General features: G+C 61.7%; 18 protein-coding genes. 15 read left to right on the top strand and 3 right to left on the bottom strand.

From position 1 onward, the window contains the following. The first annotated feature begins 208 nt into the window (after nt 1-208). The 7 genes from gap to SGN16_RS06470 all read left to right on the top strand — a co-directional run bounded on the left by gap (nt 209) and on the right by SGN16_RS06470 (nt 8,328). Entirely contained in the window at nt 209-1,210 is a 1,002-nt protein-coding gene (gene gap / locus SGN16_RS06500) for a type I glyceraldehyde-3-phosphate dehydrogenase (protein WP_210643174.1), read from the top strand. Between the two features lie 201 nt (nt 1,211-1,411). Next, nucleotides 1,412-1,936, top strand: coding sequence for an RNA polymerase sigma factor (locus SGN16_RS06495; RefSeq protein WP_210643173.1), 525 nt, complete (start codon nt 1,412-1,414; stop codon nt 1,934-1,936). An 86-nt stretch (nt 1,937-2,022) separates the two neighbouring features. Beyond that, nucleotides 2,023-2,985, top strand: coding sequence for a FecR domain-containing protein (locus SGN16_RS06490; RefSeq protein ID WP_210643172.1), 963 nt, complete (start codon nt 2,023-2,025; stop codon nt 2,983-2,985). A 119-nt stretch (nt 2,986-3,104) separates the two neighbouring features. After that, nucleotides 3,105-5,699 (top strand): TonB-dependent receptor, encoded by a 2,595-nt coding sequence (locus tag SGN16_RS06485; RefSeq protein WP_335943554.1) that lies wholly within the window; start codon nt 3,105-3,107, stop codon nt 5,697-5,699. 82 nt (nt 5,700-5,781) lie between these two features. Continuing rightward, the gene (locus SGN16_RS06480; protein ID WP_210643170.1) at nt 5,782-6,372 is read left to right on the top strand and encodes a biliverdin-producing heme oxygenase; all 591 of its coding nucleotides are present in this window, start codon (nt 5,782-5,784) and stop codon (nt 6,370-6,372) included. A gap of 133 nt (nt 6,373-6,505) precedes the next feature. Then, nucleotides 6,506-6,925 (top strand): YbaN family protein, encoded by a 420-nt coding sequence (locus tag SGN16_RS06475; protein WP_210643169.1) that lies wholly within the window; start codon nt 6,506-6,508, stop codon nt 6,923-6,925. A 56-nt stretch (nt 6,926-6,981) separates the two neighbouring features. Next, nucleotides 6,982-8,328, top strand: a complete 1,347-nt coding sequence (locus SGN16_RS06470; protein WP_335943553.1) for a CoA transferase — start codon at nt 6,982-6,984, stop codon at nt 8,326-8,328. A 110-nt stretch (nt 8,329-8,438) separates the two neighbouring features. On the opposite strand, the gene arcD (SGN16_RS06465) is transcribed toward SGN16_RS06470, so the two are convergent. Beyond that, a complete protein-coding gene (gene arcD, locus SGN16_RS06465; protein ID WP_335943552.1) occupies nt 8,439-9,866 on the bottom strand; it encodes an arginine-ornithine antiporter in 1,428 nt (475 codons plus the stop codon). Between the two features lie 381 nt (nt 9,867-10,247). Here arcD (SGN16_RS06465) and arcD (SGN16_RS06460) point away from each other — a divergent pair, with 381 nt between their 5' ends. From arcD (SGN16_RS06460) to SGN16_RS06435, 6 genes are all read left to right on the top strand, one after another. Continuing rightward, entirely contained in the window at nt 10,248-11,675 is a 1,428-nt protein-coding gene (arcD, locus tag SGN16_RS06460) for an arginine-ornithine antiporter (protein ID WP_335943551.1), read from the top strand. 33 nt (nt 11,676-11,708) lie between these two features. Next, complete coding sequence (gene arcA / locus SGN16_RS06455; protein ID WP_210643165.1) at nt 11,709-12,965, top strand: arginine deiminase; 1,257 nt, start codon at nt 11,709-11,711, stop codon at nt 12,963-12,965. 84 nt (nt 12,966-13,049) lie between these two features. After that, the gene (locus tag SGN16_RS06450; protein WP_210643164.1) at nt 13,050-14,060 is read left to right on the top strand and encodes an ornithine carbamoyltransferase; all 1,011 of its coding nucleotides are present in this window, start codon (nt 13,050-13,052) and stop codon (nt 14,058-14,060) included. Nucleotides 14,061-14,225: 165 nt separating this feature from the next. Beyond that, nucleotides 14,226-15,155, top strand: coding sequence for a carbamate kinase (gene arcC, locus SGN16_RS06445; RefSeq protein WP_210643163.1), 930 nt, complete (start codon nt 14,226-14,228; stop codon nt 15,153-15,155). A gap of 64 nt (nt 15,156-15,219) precedes the next feature. Then, a complete protein-coding gene (locus SGN16_RS06440) occupies nt 15,220-15,579 on the top strand; it encodes a DUF5064 family protein (RefSeq protein ID WP_335943550.1) in 360 nt (119 codons plus the stop codon). Between the two features lie 234 nt (nt 15,580-15,813). Further along, nucleotides 15,814-15,990, top strand: a complete 177-nt coding sequence (locus tag SGN16_RS06435) for a hypothetical protein (protein WP_210643161.1) — start codon at nt 15,814-15,816, stop codon at nt 15,988-15,990. Between the two features lie 7 nt (nt 15,991-15,997). Here the strand turns inward: SGN16_RS06435 and SGN16_RS06430 are convergent, their stop codons facing one another. Next, entirely contained in the window at nt 15,998-16,891 is an 894-nt protein-coding gene (locus SGN16_RS06430; protein WP_210643160.1) for a helix-turn-helix domain-containing protein, read from the bottom strand. Nucleotides 16,892-17,055: 164 nt separating this feature from the next. Between SGN16_RS06430 and pobA the strand changes: the two genes are divergently transcribed. Together pobA and SGN16_RS06420 are read left to right on the top strand one after the other, a co-directional pair. Beyond that, nucleotides 17,056-18,246, top strand: a complete 1,191-nt coding sequence (pobA, locus tag SGN16_RS06425) for a 4-hydroxybenzoate 3-monooxygenase (protein WP_210643159.1) — start codon at nt 17,056-17,058, stop codon at nt 18,244-18,246. A gap of 51 nt (nt 18,247-18,297) precedes the next feature. Then, nucleotides 18,298-19,833 (top strand): MDR family MFS transporter, encoded by a 1,536-nt coding sequence (locus tag SGN16_RS06420; RefSeq protein ID WP_335943549.1) that lies wholly within the window; start codon nt 18,298-18,300, stop codon nt 19,831-19,833. Between the two features lie 45 nt (nt 19,834-19,878). On the opposite strand, the gene SGN16_RS06415 is transcribed toward SGN16_RS06420, so the two are convergent. Next, complete coding sequence (locus SGN16_RS06415) at nt 19,879-21,228, bottom strand: MFS transporter (RefSeq protein ID WP_335943548.1); 1,350 nt, start codon at nt 21,226-21,228, stop codon at nt 19,879-19,881. Nucleotides 21,229-21,284: the final 56 nt, after the last annotated feature.

Genomic DNA, 21,284 nt, shown 5'->3' with positions numbered 1-21,284 from the left:
CAGGCTAACGGGTGTGGCGACCTGATTGTCTATGCTGGTCAAAAGCCCGATGTGCGTTGGGCGACAGACGGTTTCTTGACCACTCGGACCAGTTGATTCAGGTCACTCGTTGTAGATAAAACAAAATATTGCCACTAAAAAGGCTTGTTTTCTATTTTTATGCGAATAATCTTGTAATTCCAACAACAAATCGACGGCGGCGCAGTTAATGACTCTTCGAATCGCAATCAATGGTTTTGGCCGCATCGGCCGCAACGTCCTCCGAGCACTGTATACCCAAGGCTATCGTCGCGACCTGCAGATCGTCGCCATCAATGACCTGGGCGACAGTGCAATCAATGCTCATCTGCTCAAGTTCGACACCGTCCACGGCACCTTCGATGCCGAGGTACAGCATGACCACGAGAGCCTGACGGTCAATGGCGACCGCATCTCGGTCAGTGCCATCCGCAACCCGGCCGAACTGCCTTGGGCCGCTGAAAAAATCGACGTCGTGTTCGAATGCACCGGCCTGTTCACCGACCGCTCCAAAGCTGCGGCCCATATCAGCGCCGGCGCGCGCAAGGTGATCATTTCGGCCCCGGCCAAGGGTGCCGATGCCACCGTGGTGTATGGCGTGAACCACGACATCCTGCGCCAGTCCCACCAGATCATTTCCAACGCCTCGTGCACCACCAACTGCCTGGCCCCGGTGGCCCAGGTGCTGCACCGCGAGCTGGGCATCGAAAGTGGCTTGATGACCACCATCCACGCCTACACCAATGACCAGAACCTGACCGACGTCTACCACACCGACCCGTACCGCGCACGTTCGGCCACCCAGAACATGATCCCGAGCAAGACCGGCGCCGCCGAGGCGGTGGGCCTGGTGCTGCCGGAACTGGCGGGCAAGCTGACCGGCATGGCCGTACGTGTACCGGTGATCAACGTGTCCCTGGTTGACCTCACTGTGCAGCTCAAGCGCGAAGCGTCGGCCGAAGAAGTCAACGAACTGCTGCGCCAGGCCAGCCAGCACTCGAAGATCCTCGGCTACAACACCCTGCCGCTGGTCTCCAGTGATTTCAACCACAACCCGCTGTCGTCGATCTTCGACGCCAACCACACCAAGGCCAGCGGCAAGCTGCTCAAGGTACTGGCCTGGTATGACAACGAATGGGGCTTCTCCAACCGCATGCTCGATAACTGCCTGGCGTTGTGTAACGCCGAGTAACCCGCAGATCAATTGAGCTTTTTTGTGGGAGCGAGCTTGCTCGCGATAGCGTCCGGTCAGGCTGCATCATCGTTGACCAGTCCACCGCTATCGCGAGCAAGCGCGCTCCCACAGGGTTTACGCTCGTGAAATGAATGAAGGCTTGACCATCGAGCAAGATGACAATCATTATCATCTACTCACACCGGATCGGGCCCAACCGTGAGTCAATCGCGCTTCCATCACGTCTTCCTCGCGCAGCGCCTGCCGCTGCTGCGCACCCTCGAGCGAATGGTCAACAACCCCAGCACCGCTGAAGACCTGCTCCAGGAAACCTACCTGCGCGTCACCCGCGCACTGGGTGAACGCACGGTCGAGCACCTCGAACCTTTCGTCTTCCAGACCGCCCGCAACCTGGCGCTGGATCATTTGCGTGCGCGGCGCATCCAGTCCCGGACCCTAGTGGACGACGTACCGCTGGAGGTCGTCCAGAATGTGGTCGCCCCCCAGAGCAGTACCGAAGACGCCGCCCATGCCGAGCAGATGCTCGAACGGCTGAACATCAGCCTGCAGACGCTGAGCCCGCGCCAGCAACAGATCTTCATCCTCAACCGCTTGCATGGTCACAGTTACCAGGACATCGCCGAACGACTGGGCGTGTCACTGAGCACCGTGCAAAAGGAACTGAGGTTGATCATGGCGATCTGTGTGGGTGTGGCCGAACGCAACCACGAGGGTAAGTCATAAGCTTCACGCCGCTCGCTACGCACAGACTTGCCACCTACTGCTTGCGGCTTGTAGCTTGTTACCGCCGCCAATATCGAGAACCCACCGTGACGGACAATCACCGCGCCCCTGAGCCCGCTTCGGCGCAGGACACCGCCCATGCCATGGAGCAGGCGCTGGACTGGCTGATCCTGCTCGACAACCCCAGCCAGGAGCAGACCCACCAGTTCCAGGCCTGGCTGGCGGCCGACCCGCGCCATGGCGAAGCGTTCGCCCGGGCCAAGGCGATCTGGGACGGCCCACAGGTGATTGCAAGCGCCCGGCAGCTTGAAGCCCAACCGCCAATCACGGCACTGTCACGCCTGCGCGCCCACTGGAAACCCCTGGCCAGCGCCGCCGTGCTGTTGCTGAGCCTGTTCAACTTCAGCGACCTGCCTTTGCATTTCCAGGCCGATCACCTGACCGTGGTCGGTGAACGCCAGCGCCTGCAACTGGAGGATGGTTCCAAGGTCCTGCTCAACACCGATTCGGCGTTTTCCAGCACGTTCAACGAACAGCGGCATGTGGCCCGGCTGTACAAGGGCGAAGCGCTTTTTGAAGTGCCGGGCAATCGCAACCTGCCGCTGGAGATCGATGCCGGCCCGGTCACCGCCAGCGTCAGCGACACCACCTTGGCGGTGCGCTACCTCGACGGCGTGGCCCAGGTCCAGGTCCAGCGCGGCGACGTCGACCTGCGGGCCCACCGCAACGACACCCACGTACGGCTGTCGGCCGGGGAAAGCATCCGCATCGGCCCCAACGGCTTCGACCACCCGGTCCAGCTCGATGCCGACACGGACCTGGCCTGGGTCCAGGGTCGACTGGTGTTCAAGAACAGGCCGCTGAGCCAGGTATTGGCCGAACTGCAGCGCTACTACCCGGGCTGGATCATCAACAACAACCAGCAGTTGGCCAACGTCGCCGTGACCGGCAACTACCGCCTCGACCAACCGCTGGACGTGGTTCGTTCACTGGCACACATCACCTCGGCGCGCCTTCAGGAATTCCCGGCGCTGATGATCCTGAACTAAATGAGAATTATTTTTACTCGATAGCCTGTGCTGATTCGTCTCGTTATAGCCAATGCAATTGATTCGCATCTCCAGATGCCAATCTGCACCTATAACAGATGCGACACGGAGCGCTATCGATGTCCTCTCGCCTTACTTGCCGGTTCCTTGCCCCTTCTTGCACGCTGTCGTTACTGACTGCGGCCATCCTGATGGCCGGTACCGCGCCGTCCACCCTGGCCGCCACCGCCGAACAACCACCTGCGCGCAACATCGGCGACTACACCTTTGCCATCGCCCAGCAACCGCTGGTGTCGGCCTTGAACGCGTTCACTGCCATCACCGGTTGGCAGGTGGGCCTGCCGGCAGAGCTGGGCGAAGGCGTCACCTCGCCGGGCGTGAACGGCTCGCTGCCACCCGAGAAAGCCCTGGAGCACTTGCTGGCAGGAACTCAGTTGGGCTACCGCAAGCTCGGCAACAACAGCATCGTCCTGGAAAGGCGCAGCACTGCCGGGGTGTTGAACCTGTCGCAGGTGACCATCAGCGCCACCCGCCAGGAACAGGCCATCACCAGCGTGCCGAGCACCGTCACCGTCCATGACCGCCAGGAACTGGACCGCAACAACGTCAACACCCTCAAGGACCTGGTGCGTTATGAGCCCGGCGTTTCGGTGGGTGGCGCGGGCCAGCGCGGCGGCATCAGCGGCTATAACATTCGCGGGATCGACGGTAACCGGATCCTGACTCAGGTCGACGGCGTGGAAATCCCTGGTGGTTTCTTCAACGGCCCCTACGCCAAGACCCAGCGCAACTACGTCGACCCGGAAATCATCAAGCGTGTCGAGATTTTGCGCGGCCCGGCCTCGGTGCTCTACGGCAGCAACGCCATCGGCGGTGCCGTGAGCTATTTCACCCTGGATCCGGACGACATCATCAAGCCGGGCAAGGACGTCGGTGCTCGGCTGAAGACCGGCTACAGTTCCGCCGACGAAAGCTGGCTCAAGTCCGCCACGGTCGCCGGGCGCAGCGGGCAGTTCGACGGCCTGTTGCACTACAGCCAGCGCGACGGCCATGAAACCCAATCCTACGGCAACGACAACGGCACCGGTCTGGACCGCACCGCAGCCAACCCGGAGGATGTACGCGCCAACAATGTGCTGGCCAAGCTCGGCTGGAACTACAACGACGACGCGCGCCTGGGACTGGTCTACGAGAAATACAAGGACGACCGCGACACCGATCTGAAAAGCGCCTATGGCGGCCCCTACTCCAACGGCCAGCCGGCCATTCCCACCTCAGTGCTGCCCGGCGGCATGTACCAGTGGCGCACCGGCAACGACACCATCAGCCGCGAGCGCTTCGGCCTCGAACACAGCTTCGCCCTCGACAGCCTGCTGGCCGATCACATGAAGTGGAGCCTGAACCACCAGATCGCCAAGACCGATCAGAGCACCGCCGAGTTCTACTTCCCGATCACCCGCCAGGTGCTACGCACCCGGGAAACCCTCTACGAAGAAAAACAGTGGGTCTTCGACGCGCAACTGGACAAGGCCTTCAGCATCGCCGACACCGATCACGCGCTGACCTACGGCACCACGATCAAGCAACAGAAAGTCACCGGTTCGCGCAGCGGCAACGGCGTGTGCCTGGCGGTTGGCGTAGGTTGCTCCGCGGTTGGCGCCATCAGCACCCGAGACGTGCTGGCAAAGGTCAGTGATTTCCCGGACCCGACCATCAACACCTACAGCCTGTTCGCCCAGGACCAGATCAGTTGGGACCGCTGGACCTTCACGCCGGGCCTGCGCTACGACTACACCCGGCTCAAGCCGCACCTGACCGAGGAATTCCTCGACGCCGTGGACCCCACCGGCGATGGCGCAGTCAGCGGCAAGAACAAGACCTGGCATCGCGTCTCGCCCAAGTTCGGCCTGACCTATGCCCTGAGCGATGAGTACACCTGGTACGGCCAGTACGCCGAAGGCTTCCGCACGCCGACCGCCAAAGCTTTATACGGTCGTTTCGACAACCCCAGCGCCGGCTATAGCGTGGAGCCCAACCCAGATCTGGAACCGGAAAAAAGCAAAAGCTACGAGACCGGCCTGAAGGGCCGTTTCGATTCTGGTTCGTTCGATGTGGCGGTGTTCTACAACAAGTACCGCGATTTTATCAACGAGGACGCCATCACTCCCGGCGCCGACCAGTTGACCTTCCAGAGCAATAACATCAAGCACGCGACCATCAAGGGTGCCGAGGTCCGGGGCCGCCTGAACCTGGACCTGTTTGGCGCGCCTCAGGGCTTGTATACCCAAGGTTCGGTGGCCTACGCCTACGGCCGCAACGCCGACACCGGCGAGCCGCTCAACAGCGTCAACCCGCTGACCGGCGTGTTCGGCCTGGGATACGACCAGGACCACTACGGCACTTTACTCAGCTGGACACTGGTGAAGAAAAAGGATCGCGTCGACGACAGCAATTTCAACTCGCCGGACGGCGTCAGCAGCCAGTTCAAGACCCCGGGCTTCGGCATTCTCGACCTGACCGGGTTCTACAAGGTGACCGACGACATCACCGTCAGCGGCGGCCTCTACAACCTCACCGACAAGAAGTACTGGCTGTGGGATGACGTGCGCGGCTACGACAGCGTCGGCGAAGCGGCGGTGCTGAGCCCCGCCAACCTCGATCGCCTGACGGCGCCGGGACGTAACTTCGCGGTCAACCTGATCTGGGATATCTGACTCGACTGCTCAGCCAACACAAATACCTGTGGCGAGGGGATCCATCCCATCGCCACAATGCTTTCATCCTAAGGAATACCCCATGAATACTCAGCCTTGCGCTCTACGCTCCCAACGCCTGAACCAGATCACCCACGAGCCCCACAGCAGGCTCGACGCGCTGGTCAAGGCCCACGCTCCGTTCGAAACCCGGGCCAGCTTCGCCCGCTTCGTCGTGGCCCAATACCTGTTCCAATCGGAGCTGGTGGCGCTGTACAACGACGCCGAGTTGTCCACGCTGATCCCCGACCTGCCGGCCCGTTGCCGGGCAGAAGCGGCCAAGGCGGATTTGGCAGACCTGGACACCGAAGTCCCCGCGCCAGTGGCCGGTGCGGTGAAAAACCCGACCAAGGCCCAGGCGTTGGGCTGGCTGTTCGTCTCAGAGGGTTCCAAACTCGGCGCCGCGTTCCTGATCAAGCGCGCCGTGGGCCTGGGACTCAGCGAAACCTTCGGCGCCCGCCACCTGGCAGAACCGGCGGGCGGTCGCGCCGAAGGCTGGAAAACCTTCACCCGCACCCTCGACGGCCTGGCCTTCAGCGAACAGCAGGAAGCCGAAGCAGATAAAGGCGCGCTGGATGCGTTCAACCGGTTTACGGTGTTGCTAGAGCACGCCTATGCAGCGGAGTTGGCCTAACGGTCGCCACTGTCCCAGTGGGAGCGAGCTTGCTCGCGATAGCGGTACATCGGCCGACAATTATGGAGCCTGACACTCCGTCATCGCGAGCAAGTTCGCTCCCACAGGGGAAAGTACAGGCAGAACAAAAGACATGAGCCGCACGCCCACGAAACTCACCCAACTGCTCTTCGCCCTGCTCGCCTACACCAGCCTGGCCATCGGCCTGGTCGCCCTCATCGTGCCAGGCCTGCCGACGACCGAGTTCATTCTCCTGGCCGCCTGGGCCGCGACCCGCAGTTCGCCGCGCCTGAGCGCCTGGTTGGAGCGCCACTGGCTGTTCGGGCCAATGTTGTACAACTGGCGCAACGGCAAAGTCATCCCACGGCGAGCCAAGGTCGGTGCTACCGTCAGCATGCTGGTCTGTGCCGGGTTGATGCTGCTGATGCTCGACCACGGCTGGCCGGTTTACCTGGCGCTCACGGGCATGGCCCTGGGCAATCTGTGGATCTGGTCCCGCCCGGAACAGGTGCAGGCCGCTTGTGGCGCAAGCTTGCAGCCGCTGGACCGCTAAGCGGCCCCCACTCGATTTTTGAACTATGATCGCCCTCTCGTACTGGAGGGCTTTCGATGACAGATCTGCTCACGTCCATGCAAGCCACACTCAGCTTGCCCACGACTCCGATCCCCTTCACCGGCGAAGGTGCCCTGCCCTCGGCGTTCGCTGTCACGGAGCTGGCCTGCGCCAGTATCGCCGTGGCCGGCCAGGCTGCCGCTGAACTGATTCACCAGCAAACCGGTCGCTTGCCGCCTCTTGAGGTCGACCGGCGCCTGGCCTCGTTCTGGTTCTCCACCACCCTGCGCCCGCTCGGTTGGAGCGTGCCGCCCATGTGGGACCCGGTGGCCGGCGACTACGCCAGCGCCGATGGCTGGATTCGCCTGCACACCAACGCACCTCACCACCGCCAGGCCGCCGAAAAAGTCCTCGGCACGTGCATCGACCGCACCGACATGGCGAGCAAAGTGGCCCGCTGGAACAAGGCCGAACTGGAACAAGCGATAGTCGACGCCGGCGGTTGCGCCGCCCAGATGCGTTCCTGGCAGGCTTGGCAGGCGCACCCCCAAGGCCTGGCGGTGAATGCCGAGCCGCTGGTGCAGTTCAGAGAAAGCGCCGATGAACAGCACAAGCCCTGGCTCGGGTCCGTGGCCCAGCCGCTGGCCGGCCTCAAGGTACTGGACCTGACCCGCGTGCTGGCCGGTCCCATTGCCAGCCGCTTCCTGGCCGGCCTGGGGGCCGATGTCTTACGCATTGACCCACCGACGTGGAACGAACCCGGTGTGGTGCCGGAAGTCACGCTCGGCAAACGCTGCGCCCGTCTCGACTTGCATCAACCCAACGACCGCGCCGCGTTCGAAGCCTTGCTCAAGGACGCCGACATTCTCTTGCACGGCTATCGCGCAGACGCCCTGGAACGTCTGGGCTACAGCGCCGAGCAACGGCGGAAAATGGCCCCTGGGCTGATCGATATCAGCCTCAACGCCTATGGCTGGAGCGGCCCGTGGCAGAACCGACGCGGCTTCGACAGCCTGGTGCAGATGAGCAGCGGCATTGCCGAAGCCGGCATGGGCTGGAAACAGACCGACAAACCGACTCCGCTGCCGGTGCAGGCGCTGGACCATGGCACCGGGTACCTGATGGCGGCCAGCGCCCTCGTGCTCTTGTCCCGACGGCTGGTGAGCGGCCAGGGCGGCTCGGCACGCTTGTCACTGGCGCGCACGGCAAAGCTGTTGATCGAGCGTGGCGCGGGGGACACAACCCCATTGCGAGCCGAGGACGACGATGATCAGGGACTGGTGGTCGAGCAGACACCCTGGGGACCAGCCCATCGACTTCAGGTGCCCTTGAAAATTACCGGGACGCCGCTGCAATGGACCTTACCGGCGGCTGAACTGGGGGCACATCGCGCACGGTGGTGACGTTCAATCGTCCGCGCGGACAAAGTTCAATGCCAGCTAAGCACCGGCCCCTGCGGCGAGGGAGCAAGCTCCCTCGCCACAAAAAGATCGCCTCAACATCGCAGTAAGCCTCACAGCGCCAAAAACCCACCGTACAACCCATAAGCCGCCAAGCCCGCCCCGACCATCACGCACGCAAAAACGCCTTTTTCCACATGGGTGAACAACGGCTGCCGCTGCTCGCGCTTGGCCTGGGCAAACAGGATAACGCCCGGCGCATACAACAGCGCCGACAGCAGCAGGTATTTCACCCCACCGGCATACAGCAGCCACACCGCATAGCACAGCGCCACGCCGCCGATGCACAGGTCCTTCATGCGCCGGGCCGACGCCTGCCCATAGGTTTCGCCCCGCGCGCAGAGCAACACCGCGTAGGCTGCCGACCACAGGTACGGCACCAGGATCATCGATGACGCAAGGTAGATCAGGCTGGTGTAGGTGCCTGCGGAAAACAGGGTGATCAACAAAAACAGCTGGATCATTCCATTGGTCAGCCACAGCGCATTGACCGGCGCATGGTTGGCATTCTCCTTGGTCAGGAACGCGGGCATGGTCTTGTCCCGGGCGGTGGCGTAGAGAATTTCCGCGCATAGCAACGCCCAGGACAGCAGCGCGCCGAGCAGCGATACCGCCAATCCCACACTGATCAGCAACGCGCCCCACGGCCCGACAATATGCTCCAGGACGCCAGCCAAGGATGGGTTCTGCAGTTGTGCCAGTTCAGGCTGGCTCATGACCCCCAGGGACAACACATTCACCAGCACCAGCAGCGCCAACACCCCGAGGAATCCAATCACCGTTGCACGCCCTACGTCAGCACGCTTTTCTGCCCGCGCCGAATACACACTGGCGCCTTCGATACCGATGAACACGAACACCGTCACCAGCATCATGTGCCGCACCTGGTTCATCACGCTGCCCAGGTCCGGGCTCAGCGCACCCCAGATATCGCGGGTGAAAATCTCGGCCTCGAAGGCCACGGCGGCCATGACGACGAACATCAACAGCGGCACGACCTTGGCCACGGTGGTCACCAGGTTGATGAACGCCGCCTCCTTGATTCCACGCAGCACCAGGAAATGCACGGCCCACAGCAGCAACGACGCACATGCAATGGCCACTGGCGTGTTGCCCTGGCCGAACACCGGAAAGAAGTAACCCAGGGTGCTGAACAACAGGACGAAGTAACCAACGTTGCCCATCCAGGCGCTGATCCAGTAGCCCCAGGCCGATGAAAACCCTATGTAGTCGCCGAACCCGGCCTTGGCGTAGGCGTATACGCCCGAGTCCAGTTCCGGCTTGCGGTTGGCCAGGGTCTGGAACACGAAGGCCAGGGCCAGCATGCCCACCGCCGTGATTGCCCAACCGATCAGCACGGCACCGACATCGGCCCGGGCCGCCATGTTTTGCGGCAGGGAAAAGATCCCGCCGCCAATCATCGAACCCACCACCAACGCGATCAATGCGCCGAGTCGTAGTTTAAGCATCGGCTGCGCCATGTGTACTCGCTAAGAATTAAGTAGAGGAAGCGTCATAATTTTATTGAATAACGCCACTAAGCAAGGCCCGGATTACTGCCCGACATTTATCTGAAACACCGTTATGTTAAGGCCGCTATTTTTCTAGATGACCAATGCTTTCTAAATACTTGCCTATTGGTGGAAACCAACTAGGGTCAACTTCCCGCCCCCGAAAAACGGCCACTTCCTGGGGACAACCGTCCATGGGACGGTCCTGTTCGACCACGTTCAATATTTGAAGCTTGATCGACAACTCATTTATCAGCAACGAATTGTTGCCAGCAACTGATCCAGATCAGATGCCTAAGTTTCAAATGGACTTAGTCTGGCAACTCTCTTCTCCTGCATTGGAATCACACAATGTCTGATACCCCCGCAAAACTTCGATTGGGCGCGCTGGTCGCGCTGGTGGTCGGTTCGATGATCGGCGGTGGAATCTTTTCCCTGCCACAAAACATGGCGGCCAGTGCCGATGTCGGTGCCGTGCTGATCGGCTGGGCGATTACCGCCGTCGGCATGCTGACCCTGGCGTTCGTGTTTCAGACCCTGGCCAACCGCAAACCCGATCTGGACAGCGGTGTGTATGCCTATGCCAAGGCCGGTTTTGGCGACTACATGGGTTTCTCGTCGGCCTGGGGTTACTGGATCAGCGCCTGGCTGGGCAACGTCGGTTACTTCGTCCTGTTGTTCAGCACCCTGGGCTACTTCTTTCCGATCTTTGGTGAGGGCAATACCGTCGCAGCGGTGATCGGCTCCTCGGTGTTGCTATGGGCCGTGCACTTTCTGGTACTGCGGGGCATCAGGGAGGCAGCGTTCATCAACCTGGTGACGACCATCGCCAAGGTCGTGCCACTGGTGCTGTTTGTGCTGATCGCGGTGTTCGCCTTCAAACTCGATATTTTTACCGCCGACATCTGGGGCCTGAAGAACCCGGACCTGGGCAGCGTGCTGAATCAGGTGCGCAACATGATGCTGGTCACCGTGTGGGTATTCATCGGCATTGAAGGCGCGAGCATCTTTTCCGCCCGCGCTGAAAAACGCACGGACGTGGGCAAGGCCACCGTCATCGGCTTCATCACCGTGCTGCTGTTCCTGGTGCTGGTGAACGTGCTGTCGCTGGGGATCATGACCCAGCCGGAACTGGCGAAACTGCAAAACCCGTCGATGGCCGCCGTGCTCGAGCACGTGGTAGGCCACTGGGGCGCGGTGCTGGTCAGCGTCGGCCTGATCATCTCGCTGCTTGGCGCCCTGCTGTCCTGGGTGCTGCTGTGCGCCGAGATCATGTTCGTCGCCGCCAAGGACCACACCATGCCCGAGTTCCTGCGCCGGGAGAACGCCAATCACGTACCGGCCAACGCCCTGTGGCTGACCAACGCGATGGTCCAGCTGTTTCTGATCGTCACCCTGTTCTCGGCCAGCACTTATCTGTCGCTGATCTACCTCGCCACCTCGATGATCCTGGTGCCCTACCTGTGGTCGGCGGCCTACGCAGTGCTGTTGGCAGTACGCGGCGAGACCTATGAAAACGCCCTGGCCGAACGGCGCAAGGACCTGGTCATCGGCGCCATCGCCCTGATTTACGCGATGTGGTTGCTGTATGCCGGCGGGGTCAAGTACCTGCTGCTCTCCGCCCTGCTCTACGCCCCTGGCGCGATCCTGTTCGCCAAGGCCAAGCGCGAGTTGGGCAAACCGATTTTCACCTCTGTCGAGAAGCTGATTTTCGCCGCAGTGATCGCAGGCGCCCTGGTAGCGGCCTACGGGCTCTACGACGGCTTCCTGACCTTGTAACTGACTGATGGTTTTATCTGGAGGATCTTTGTAATGACCACGGAAAAAGTGAAATACGGCGTCCATTCCGAAGCCGGTAAATTACGTAAAGTCCTGGTGTGTTCCCCAGGCCTGGCCCATCAACGGTTGACGCCGAACAACTGCGACGAACTGCTGTTCGACGACGTGCTGTGGGTCAACCAGGCCAAGCGCGACCATTTCGATTTCGTCACCAAGATGCGCGAGCGTGGTGTCGATGTGCTGGAAATGCACAACCTGTTGACCGACATCGTTGCCATCCCCGAGGCCCTGGACTGGATCCTGCAACGCAAGATCACCGCCAATTCGGTGGGCATCGGCCTGGTGCATGAAGTCGACTCTTGGCTACGCAGCCTGGAGCCACGCCACATTGCCGAGTTCCTGATCGGCGGCGTCTCGGCCGATGACCTGCCGGACAGCTTCGGTGGCAAGACCATCCAGATGTTCCGCGACTTCCTCGGGCACTCCAGTTTCATCCTGCCGCCGCTGCCCAACACCCAGTTCACCCGTGACACCACCTGCTGGATCTACGGCGGCGTGACGCTGAACCCGATGTATTGGCCAGCGCGCCGCCAGGAAACCCTACTGGCCAGCGCCATCTACAAATTCCACCCCGAGTTCACCCAGGCTGACTTCCAGATCTGGTACGGCGACCCCGACCAGGATCACGGCAGCGCCACCCTCGAAGGCGGCGACGTGATGCCCATCGGCAACGGCGTGGTGCTGATCGGCATGGGCGAGCGTTCGTCGCGCCAGGCCATTGGTCAATTGGCGCTGAACCTGTTCAAGCACAACGCCGTGGAACGGGTGATCGTCGCTGGCCTGCCGAAGTCCCGGGCAGCCATGCATCTGGACACCGTGTTCAGCTTCTGCGACCGCGACCTGGTGACGATTTTCCCTGAAGTGGTGAGCCAGATCGTCGCGTTCTCCCTGCGCCCCGACGAGAGCAAGCCCGGCGGCATCGACGTGCGTCGCGAGGAAGGCAGCTTCCTCGATACCGTGGCCGCGGCCCTCAAGTTGCCGGCACTGCGGGTGGTGGAAACCGGCGGCAACAGCTTCGCCGCCGAACGCGAACAATGGGACGACGGCAACAACGTGGTGGCCCTGGAACCGGGCGTGGTGATCGGCTACGACCGTAATACCTACACCAATACCCTGCTGCGCAAGGCTGGGGTGGAAGTCATCACCATCAGCGCCGCCGAACTGGGCCGAGGCCGTGGCGGCGGCCATTGCATGACCTGCCCGATCGTTCGTGACCCGATCGACTACTGACCTTCAAGCCTGGGTCGTTGCCGCTTTGCATCCCAAGGCAGAAAACGACCCAGGGGATAACCGAAACCCAAGGAGATCCACATCATGGCTTTCAACATGCGCAACCGCAGCCTGCTGAGTTTGATGCACCACACCCCTCGCGAGCTGCACTACTTGCTGGACTTGTCCCGCGACCTCAAGCGCGCCAAATACACCGGCACCGAGCGTCCACACCTGCAAGGCAAGAACATCGCGCTGATCTTCGAGAAAACCTCGACCCGCACCCGCTGCGCCTTCGAAGTCGCGGCCCATGACCAGGGCGCCCACGTCACCTACATCGATCCGGTGTCGTCGCAGATCGGCCACAAGGAAAGCATGAAAGACACCGCCCGGGTGCTGGGGCGGATGTTCGACGCCATCGAATACCGTGGCTTCGAGCAAGAGATCGTCGAGGAACTCGCCCACTTCGCCGGGGTGCCAGTGTTCAACGGCCTGACCGCCGAATTCCACCCCACCCAAATGATCGCCGACACCCTGACCATGCGCGAGCACAGCGATAAGCCGCTGCACGACATCAGCTATGCCTACCTGGGCGACGCGCGCTACAACATGGGTAATTCACTGCTGATGATCGGCGCCAAGCTGGGCATGGACGTGCGCATCGGTGCACCGAAAGCACTCTGGCCGCATCAGGACTTCATCGACCAGTGCCAGGCTTTCGCCGCCGAAAGTGGCGCGCGCATCACCATCACCGAAGATCCGAAGGAAGCCGTCAAGGGCGTGGACTTCATCCACACTGACATCTGGGTGTCCATGGGCGAGCCAGTGGAAGCCTGGGACGAGCGCATCGAGCAACTGCTGCCGTACCAGGTCAACGCACAGATGATGAAGGCCTCGGGCAACCCCCGGGTGAAATTCATGCACTGTCTGCCGGCGTTCCATAACAGCGAAACCAAGGTCGGCAAGGACATCGCCGCGCGCTATCCGAACCTGGCCAATGGCGTGGAGGTGACCGAAGAGGTCTTTGAATCCCCGGCCAACATCGCCTTCGAGCAGGCGGAGAACCGCATGCATACCATCAAGGCGATCCTGGTATCGGCGCTGGCGGATATCTGAATACCGCCCGCTCCCATGCTGAAGTGCTCTTCACTGTGGGAGCGAGCTTGCTCGCGATGGCGGAATGTCCGCTTGCATTGATGTTGGATGTGCCGCCGTCATCGCGGGCAAGCTGGTTCCCACAGGAGACTGCGGAGTTTGCTCATTTTTTGAAAGGACAACACCATGCGCATCGTCGTTGCCTTGGGCGGTAACGCCCTCCTGCGTCGGGGTGAACCCATGACCGCAGACAACCAACGCATCAATATCCGCACCGCGACCGAACAGATCGCGAAAATCCACCCTGGCAACGAGCTGGTCATCGCCCACGGTAACGGCCCGCAAGTCGGCCTGCTCTCGCTGCAAGCGGCGGCCTACACCTCGGTCACGCCCTATCCGTTGGATGTGCTTGGCGCCGAAACCGAAGGCATGATCGGCTACATCATCGAACAAGAACTGGGCAACCTGCTGGACGTCGACGTGCCGTTCGCCACGCTGCTGACCCAGGTCGAAGTGGACGGCAACGACCCGGCCTTCCAGAAACCCAGCAAGCCCATCGGCCCGGTCTACAGTAAAGTGGAGGCGCAGAAACTCGCCGCCGAGAAAGGCTGGGCCATCGCGCCGGACGGTGACAAGTTTCGCCGAGTGGTCGCCAGCCCGCGGCCCAAACGCATCTTTGAAATCCGCCCGATCAAGTGGCTACTGGAAAAAGGCAGCATTGTGATCTGCGCCGGCGGTGGTGGTATCCCGACGATGTACGACGCCAACGGCAAGCTGCAAGGCGTGGAAGCGGTGATTGACAAGGACCTGTGCTCGGCACTGCTGGCCGAACAACTGGAGAGCGATCTGCTGGTGATCGCCACCGACGTCAATGCGGCCTTCATCGACTTCGGCAAACCGACCCAGAAAGCCATCGCCCAGGCCCACCCCGATGCCATGGAGAAACTCGGTTTCGCTGCCGGTTCCATGGGGCCGAAGGTACAGGCCGCCTGCGAATTCGCCCGCAACACTGGCAAGGTCGCGGTGATCGGCTCACTCTCGGACATCGACGCCATCGTCCAGGGCAGCGCCGGCACCCGCATCAGCACGGCGACACCGGGCATCGCTTATCGATAACAGGAAACTTGCGGGGTGGATTCAGGGTCTGCCCTACTCACATGTATTCGAAGGAGAGTCGTTTATGGCCATGTTCGAGCCCGGTCACCTGCACATGGAGCGCCACGCGCTGAACAAGGAAGACTTCAGCTACAACTTGTGCATTGACTACGAGGTTGCACAGGACCCCAAGGAAGGCACCGGCATGTCGTTCCGTGTGCATGGCTCGGTCGAAGACACAACCTTGGACGAGACCTTTTTCCTGGCCAAGGACCAAGCCTTCGACTTCGCCCGCCACGCCACACGCATTGCCCAGAAATACGGCCTGCCCAAAAGCGCCAGCATCGGTTCGATGCACAAGTACTACGACGAAATGTTCGAAGACGTGCGCCAGCAACTGGACGTCAAGCCGGGGGATCCGATGAAGCCTGAACACCTGGCGTAACCCGGTTAAAAGACCACCCCAATCCCCTGTGGGAGCGAGCTTGCTCGCGATAGCGGTAGATCAGTCGACACGCACGGTGACTGACCCGCCTTCATCGCGAGCAAGCTCGCTCCCACAGGGGTTATCAGCGTTCTGAATATCGGGTTACATCCCGTACCTGTTTGACTGGCAACTCATCTGCGCTGACCTATGCTCAATGTAGTACCCAAGGGTATTCGTTCAGAGGTCACCGCCATGAACATCAAAATAAAAAGACGCCTCGCCATCTTCGTCACCTGCGCCGCCACATTGGCGCTGTATGGCACCGCGGCCTATCGGGTCGAGCAGGCCAGGCAACTGCCCCGTGAATTCGCCAGTTGCAACTTCGAACGTTGCATCCCCCACAGCGCGACCCTGAACGCATTGCGCTAAAGCGTATTCAGTCGTCCTGTGGGTCGGTCTTGAGCCGGTCGCGGAAGGCCTTGGGCGAGATTCCAACACGTCGGCGAAATAACCGGGTGAAGTTGGTCGGGTCGGAAAACCCGAGCATTTCGGAAATCTCGTAAATGGTCAGGCCGGTATAGGTCAATAACCGCTTGGCTTCGAGCAACTGACGCTCATGCATGATCTGCAGAGCCGGTTGCCCCGCCAGTTCGCGGCAAGTGCCGTTGAGGTGCGACACGGAAATACCCAGGCGGTGGGCCAGGTCTTCGACCTTGACGTGCTGACGGTAGGTTTCCTCCACCAACTGAATGAAACCGTTGAGGTATTCCCGTGCCCGTTGCGGACGCTGGGTCGAGGTGCGCCGCTGCATCACCTGGCGGCTGACCCAGACCATGATCACGCTGACCAGAGCATGCATCAACATTTCCCGGGCCGGCTGATGGCCGACGTATTCGGCTTGCAAGGCACTGAACAGGCTGTTGAGGTAGACGGCGTTTTCACCCGCCGGGTAACTGCCGGCCTGGGCCAGGATGTTGACCGAATGCCCCAGCTGCGCCTGCAAGTGCGTCACCAACGGTGCCGCCAGGGTCACCACGTAACCTTCCACATCCTCGGAAAACCGAAAGCCATGCACCGACAGCGGCGGCAGGATCTGCACCGCCGGTTCAGTGAGTTGGGTGCGCTGACCCTCGATTTCCAGCTCTGCCTGGCCCTTGAAGACAAACAACAGCTGGCACAGGTCAGCATGCCGATGGGGTTTGATTTCCCACTGGTGCTCGCGGCTGCGCTTGGAAATGGTTTCGCAATGCAGCAGGTCTGGCGTCGGCCAATCCTGGCTCTCGCCATAAAGCTTGAACACCGGGATCGAAGGCAAGTCAGGTTTTTTCATAACAAAGATCGGCCTGGGGTTGCGGGCGATAATCGCACCGATTGGCAGAAAGTACAGGTATCGGCTCAGTTTTCCCCTTCAATTGACAGGCCAGCAAGCGAAAAATGCAAGCACCCCAATCAACACCGACCCTGGTCGTGTGCTTCGTGCGAGCCATAACAACAATGAAAACCCTCAAAACCCAAGTTGCCATTATCGGCGCCGGCCCTTCTGGCCTGCTACTCGGCCAGTTGCTACACAACGCCGGCATCGACACCGTCATCCTCGAACGCCAGACCCCGGACTATGTGCTGGGCCGCATCCGCGCCGGTGTGCTGGAGCAAGGCATGGTCGAACTGTTGCGCCAGGCCGGCGTCGGCCAGCGCATGGACGCCGAGGGCCTGCCCCATGACGGCTTTGAGCTGGTGCTCAATGATCGTCGGGTGCACATTGACCTCAAGGGGCTGAGCGGCGGCAAAAACGTCATGGTCTACGGTCAGACCGAAGTGACCCGTGACTTGATGGCCGCCCGAGAGGCGACCGGGGCCCGCACGTTGTATCAGGTCAATAGCGCCCAACCCCACGACATGCAAACCGACCAGCCTTTCGTGACCTTCGAGCACCAGGGCGAAACCTGGCGCCTGGACTGCGACTACATCGCCGGGTGTGACGGTTTCCATGGTGTGGCACGGCAATCGATTCCGGCGGAAAAACTGAAAGTCTTCGAGCGGGTCTACCCGTTTGGCTGGCTTGGCGTCCTGGCCGACACGCCGCCGGTGCACGACGAACTGGTCTACGCCCGTCACGAACGCGGTTTTGCCCTGTGCAGCATGCGCTCCAAGACCCGCACCCGTTATTACCTGCAAGTGCCCGTCGAGGAACAAGTGGCCGACTGGCCGGACGAGCGCTTCTGGGACGAACTGAAAAACCGCCTGCCCGCCGATCTGGCAAAAGCGCTGGTGACCGGTCCGTCCATCGAGAAAAGCATCGCGCCGCTGCGCAGCTTCGTGGTCGAGCCCATGCAATACGGGCGGATGTTCCTGGTAGGCGATGCGGCCCACATCGTCCCGCCTACCGGCGCCAAGGGCCTGAACCTGGCCGCCAGCGATGTCAGCACGCTGTTCAACATTCTGCTCAAGGTCTACCGCGAGGGCCGTGTGGATTTGCTGGAAAAATATTCCGCCATCTGCCTGCGGCGCGTCTGGAAAGCCGAACGTTTCTCCTGGTGGATGACCTCGATGCTACACCGCTTCGACGACGACGCCTTCAACCAGCGCATCAGCGAAGCGGAGCTGGAATATTTCGTCGACTCCGAGGCCGGTCGCAAAACCATTGCGGAAAATTACGTCGGACTTCCTTACGAGGCTATCGAATAGCCGCCTATCGACTTAAACTGCGGGCTCCGTCCCATTCGTCGCCCTGGCGTGATGCCCGCAGGTTCTGTCGTGACCCAGCTCAATACCCTCCAAGCCCCAAAACCGGCCATCCGCAGCGTGCTGGTGGCCCTGATGCTGGCGATTTTCCTAGGAGCCCTGGACCAGACCATCGTCGCCGTCTCGATGCCGGCCATCTCTGCACAATTCAAGGATGTCGGCCTGCTGGCCTGGGTGATTTCCGGCTACATGGTCGCCATGACCGTGGCCGTGCCGATCTACGGCAAGCTCGGCGACCTGTACGGCCGACGCCCGCTGATGCTGTTCGGCATGGGGCTGTTCACCCTGGCCTCGCTGTTTTGTGGCCTGGCACAAAACATGGAGCAACTGGTGCTGGCGCGGATTCTCCAGGGCATCGGTGCCGGCGGCATGATTTCCGTAAGCCAGGCAATCATCGGCGACATCGTGCCGCCACGCGAGCGTGGCCGCTATCAGGGGTATTTCAGCGGTATGTACGCACTGGCCAGCGTGGCCGGGCCGGTGCTGGGCGGCTACATGACCGAATACCTGTCATGGCGCTGGGTATTTCTGATCAACCTGCCGCTGGGCCTGGCGGCCTGGTGGGTGGCCCGCCGCGCCCTGGTCGGGCTGGCGGTGCCGCAACGCACGCCGCTCATCGATTACCTGGGCACCGTGTTGCTGATCATCGGCCTGACCGCCTTGCTGCTGGGCATCACCCAGGTCGGCCAGGGTCTTGCCTGGCACAGCCACGAAGTACTCGGGCTGCTGGGTTGCGCGGTGGTGGCGTTGGCAATGTTCGTCTGGCATGAGCGCCGCGCCGCGGAGCCACTGCTGCCGATGCACCTGTTCGTCAACCGTAGCGCGGTGTTGTGCTGGTGCACGGTATTCTTCACCAGTTTCCAGGCAATCTCCCTGACGGTGCTGGTGCCGTTGCGCTTCCAGAGCGTGACCGGCGCCGGGGCCGACAGCGCGGCGCTGCATTTGCTGCCGCTGGCGATGGGGTTGCCCATGGGGGCATATTTCGCGGGGCGCCGCACCTCGGTCACGGGACGCTACAAACCGATGATCCTGAGCGGCGCCCTGCTCTTTCCGTTCGCCATCCTCGGCCTGGCTCTCACCTCGCCCGCCACGTTCTGGCTCAGCAGCCTGTTCATGCTGCTCTGTGGCATTGCCTCGGGCATGCAGTTCCCCACTTCGCTGGTGGGTTCGCAGAATTCGGTGCAACAACGGGACATTGGCGTCGCCACCAGCACCACCAACCTGTTCCGCTCTCTCGGCGGGGCAGTGGGCGTGTCACTGATGTCAGCATTGCTGCTGGCCCTGCTGCAGGATTCAAGCTTCGCCCAACTTGCCGGTTCGTCGCTGATCGGCGAAGGACATTCCGGCAATGTGTTGCTCGATGGCCTGAACGCCGCTCCTGGGGAAGCACAGAACGTCTTGCGCCAGGCGCTGCAGACAACGTTCCGGCACTTGCTGCTGATCAGCGCGGCGGTGTCGCTGCTAGGGCTGGCAGCGGCTGTGGCGATGCCCAATCGCCTGTTGCGTGGGCGGGATGAGAAGGTTGGATAACCCCCCTCGCCCCAAAAGTGCTCACAGCAGCCTGATCTGGAGCGATCAGGCTGTCGCCACCACACCCTCCGGCTCCACCGCCGCACTCATCCCCTCCTTCATCCGCCTGGCATCACGCACGAAACAACGCGAGGCCAGGAACAGGAACACCATGGTCAGGAACAGCCCCACCGGGATCAGGTACATCGCATCGTGCAGGCCGATGGCCTTGAACGCTTCGGTCATCTGGTCGACGCCTGCCGCAGCCATGGCCGTGCGAGCGAAGTAATCGGACAAGCCACCCACCACCACCGGACCCAGGCCGCCGCCGAGCAAGTACAGCCCGGCAAAATACAACGCCATCGCCGTGGCGCGCAGGCGCGGCTCCACCACGTCCTGGATCGCGGTGTAGACGCTGGTGTAAAAGTTATAGGCAAACAGCCAACCGACGCTGAACACCGCCACGAACACGCCGATTTCAATGCGCCCGGCATGCAGGGCCCACGCCGTGGTGACCGTCGAAATCGCCAGGCTGAACGCTGCGAACAGCAGGCGGCCGTTGGGCACGCGCTGGTGGATTTTGTCCGCGACCCAGCCGCCAAGGGTGAGCCCGAACAACCCCGTTACACCCACCATGATCCCGGTCGCCACGGCCGCCTCATGCAGCGGCATCAGGAAGTAACGCTGCAACATTGGCACCAGGAACGAGTTGCAGGCATAGGTCGCGAAGTTGAAGCACAGCCCGGCCAGGACCAGCCACAGGAAGGTGGGAATCGCCAGCACCCGGCGGATCGGCCGGTCGACCTTCTCCTGTGACACCTGCACGGTTTCTGCCGCGCCGCGCTTGGGTTCCTTGATGAAGAACATGAACAACGCCAGCACCAACCCGGGCACCGCCGCGATAAAGAACGGCGCGCGCCAACTGTCGAACGCCTTGACCATCGCGCCGATGGTAAAGAATGCCAGCAGCAACCCGATCGGCAGGCCCAGCATGAAGATACCCATGGCCCGCGCCCGACGATGGGCCGGGAACAGATCGCCGATCAGCGAGTTGGCCGCCGGCGCATAACTGGCTTCACCGATCCCTATGCCCATGCGCACCAGCAGAAAAGCCCAGAAACTGCCCACCAGGCCATTGACCGCCGTCAGCGCGCTCCAGGTCGCCAGGCCCCAGCCCATCAACTTGCTGCGCGAACCGGTATCGGCCAGGCGCCCCAGCGGCAACCCGGCGATGGCGTAGACGATGGTGAAGGCGGTGCCGATGATGCCGATCTGGAAGTCGCTGAGGCTCCATTCCATACGGATCGGCTCGATGATGATCGCCGGAATGGTGCGGTCGAAGAAGTTGAACAGGTTGGCCAGAAACAGCAGGAACAGAATGCGCCAGGCATTCGCCGCTTGGGTCGAGTTCTGCATGGGTCCGTCTCTTTATTGTTATGGGGGCAACGGCGAGGCATCCGAGCCCGAAGTCT

It is taken from the genome of Pseudomonas sp. G166 (assembly GCF_037027455.2).
Classification (GTDB): domain Bacteria; phylum Pseudomonadota; class Gammaproteobacteria; order Pseudomonadales; family Pseudomonadaceae; genus Aquipseudomonas.
Note: the sequence above shows the minus strand (reverse complement) of the source record. Positions and strands in the feature narration are given on the sequence as shown.

Bases quoted from the DNA above. Each gene is read 5' to 3' on its own strand.
- gap (WP_210643174.1), top strand. From the start codon at position 209: ATGACTCTTCGAATCGCAATCAATGGTTTTGGCCGCATCGGCCGCAAC.
- SGN16_RS06485 (WP_335943554.1), top strand. From the start codon at position 3,105: ATGTCCTCTCGCCTTACTTGCCGGTTCCTTGCCCCTTCTTGCACGCTG.
- SGN16_RS06480 (WP_210643170.1), top strand. From the start codon at position 5,782: ATGAATACTCAGCCTTGCGCTCTACGCTCCCAACGCCTGAACCAGATC.
- SGN16_RS06475 (WP_210643169.1), top strand. From the start codon at position 6,506: ATGAGCCGCACGCCCACGAAACTCACCCAACTGCTCTTCGCCCTGCTC.
- SGN16_RS06470 (WP_335943553.1), top strand. From the start codon at position 6,982: ATGACAGATCTGCTCACGTCCATGCAAGCCACACTCAGCTTGCCCACG.
- arcD (WP_335943552.1), bottom strand. From the start codon at position 9,866: ATGGCGCAGCCGATGCTTAAACTACGACTCGGCGCATTGATCGCGTTG.
- arcD (WP_335943551.1), top strand. From the start codon at position 10,248: ATGTCTGATACCCCCGCAAAACTTCGATTGGGCGCGCTGGTCGCGCTG.
- arcA (WP_210643165.1), top strand. From the start codon at position 11,709: ATGACCACGGAAAAAGTGAAATACGGCGTCCATTCCGAAGCCGGTAAA.
- SGN16_RS06450 (WP_210643164.1), top strand. From the start codon at position 13,050: ATGGCTTTCAACATGCGCAACCGCAGCCTGCTGAGTTTGATGCACCAC.
- arcC (WP_210643163.1), top strand. From the start codon at position 14,226: ATGCGCATCGTCGTTGCCTTGGGCGGTAACGCCCTCCTGCGTCGGGGT.
- SGN16_RS06440 (WP_335943550.1), top strand. From the start codon at position 15,220: ATGGCCATGTTCGAGCCCGGTCACCTGCACATGGAGCGCCACGCGCTG.
- SGN16_RS06435 (WP_210643161.1), top strand. From the start codon at position 15,814: ATGAACATCAAAATAAAAAGACGCCTCGCCATCTTCGTCACCTGCGCC.
- SGN16_RS06430 (WP_210643160.1), bottom strand. From the start codon at position 16,891: ATGAAAAAACCTGACTTGCCTTCGATCCCGGTGTTCAAGCTTTATGGC.
- pobA (WP_210643159.1), top strand. From the start codon at position 17,056: ATGAAAACCCTCAAAACCCAAGTTGCCATTATCGGCGCCGGCCCTTCT.
- SGN16_RS06420 (WP_335943549.1), top strand. From the start codon at position 18,298: ATGCCCGCAGGTTCTGTCGTGACCCAGCTCAATACCCTCCAAGCCCCA.
- SGN16_RS06415 (WP_335943548.1), bottom strand. From the start codon at position 21,228: ATGCAGAACTCGACCCAAGCGGCGAATGCCTGGCGCATTCTGTTCCTG.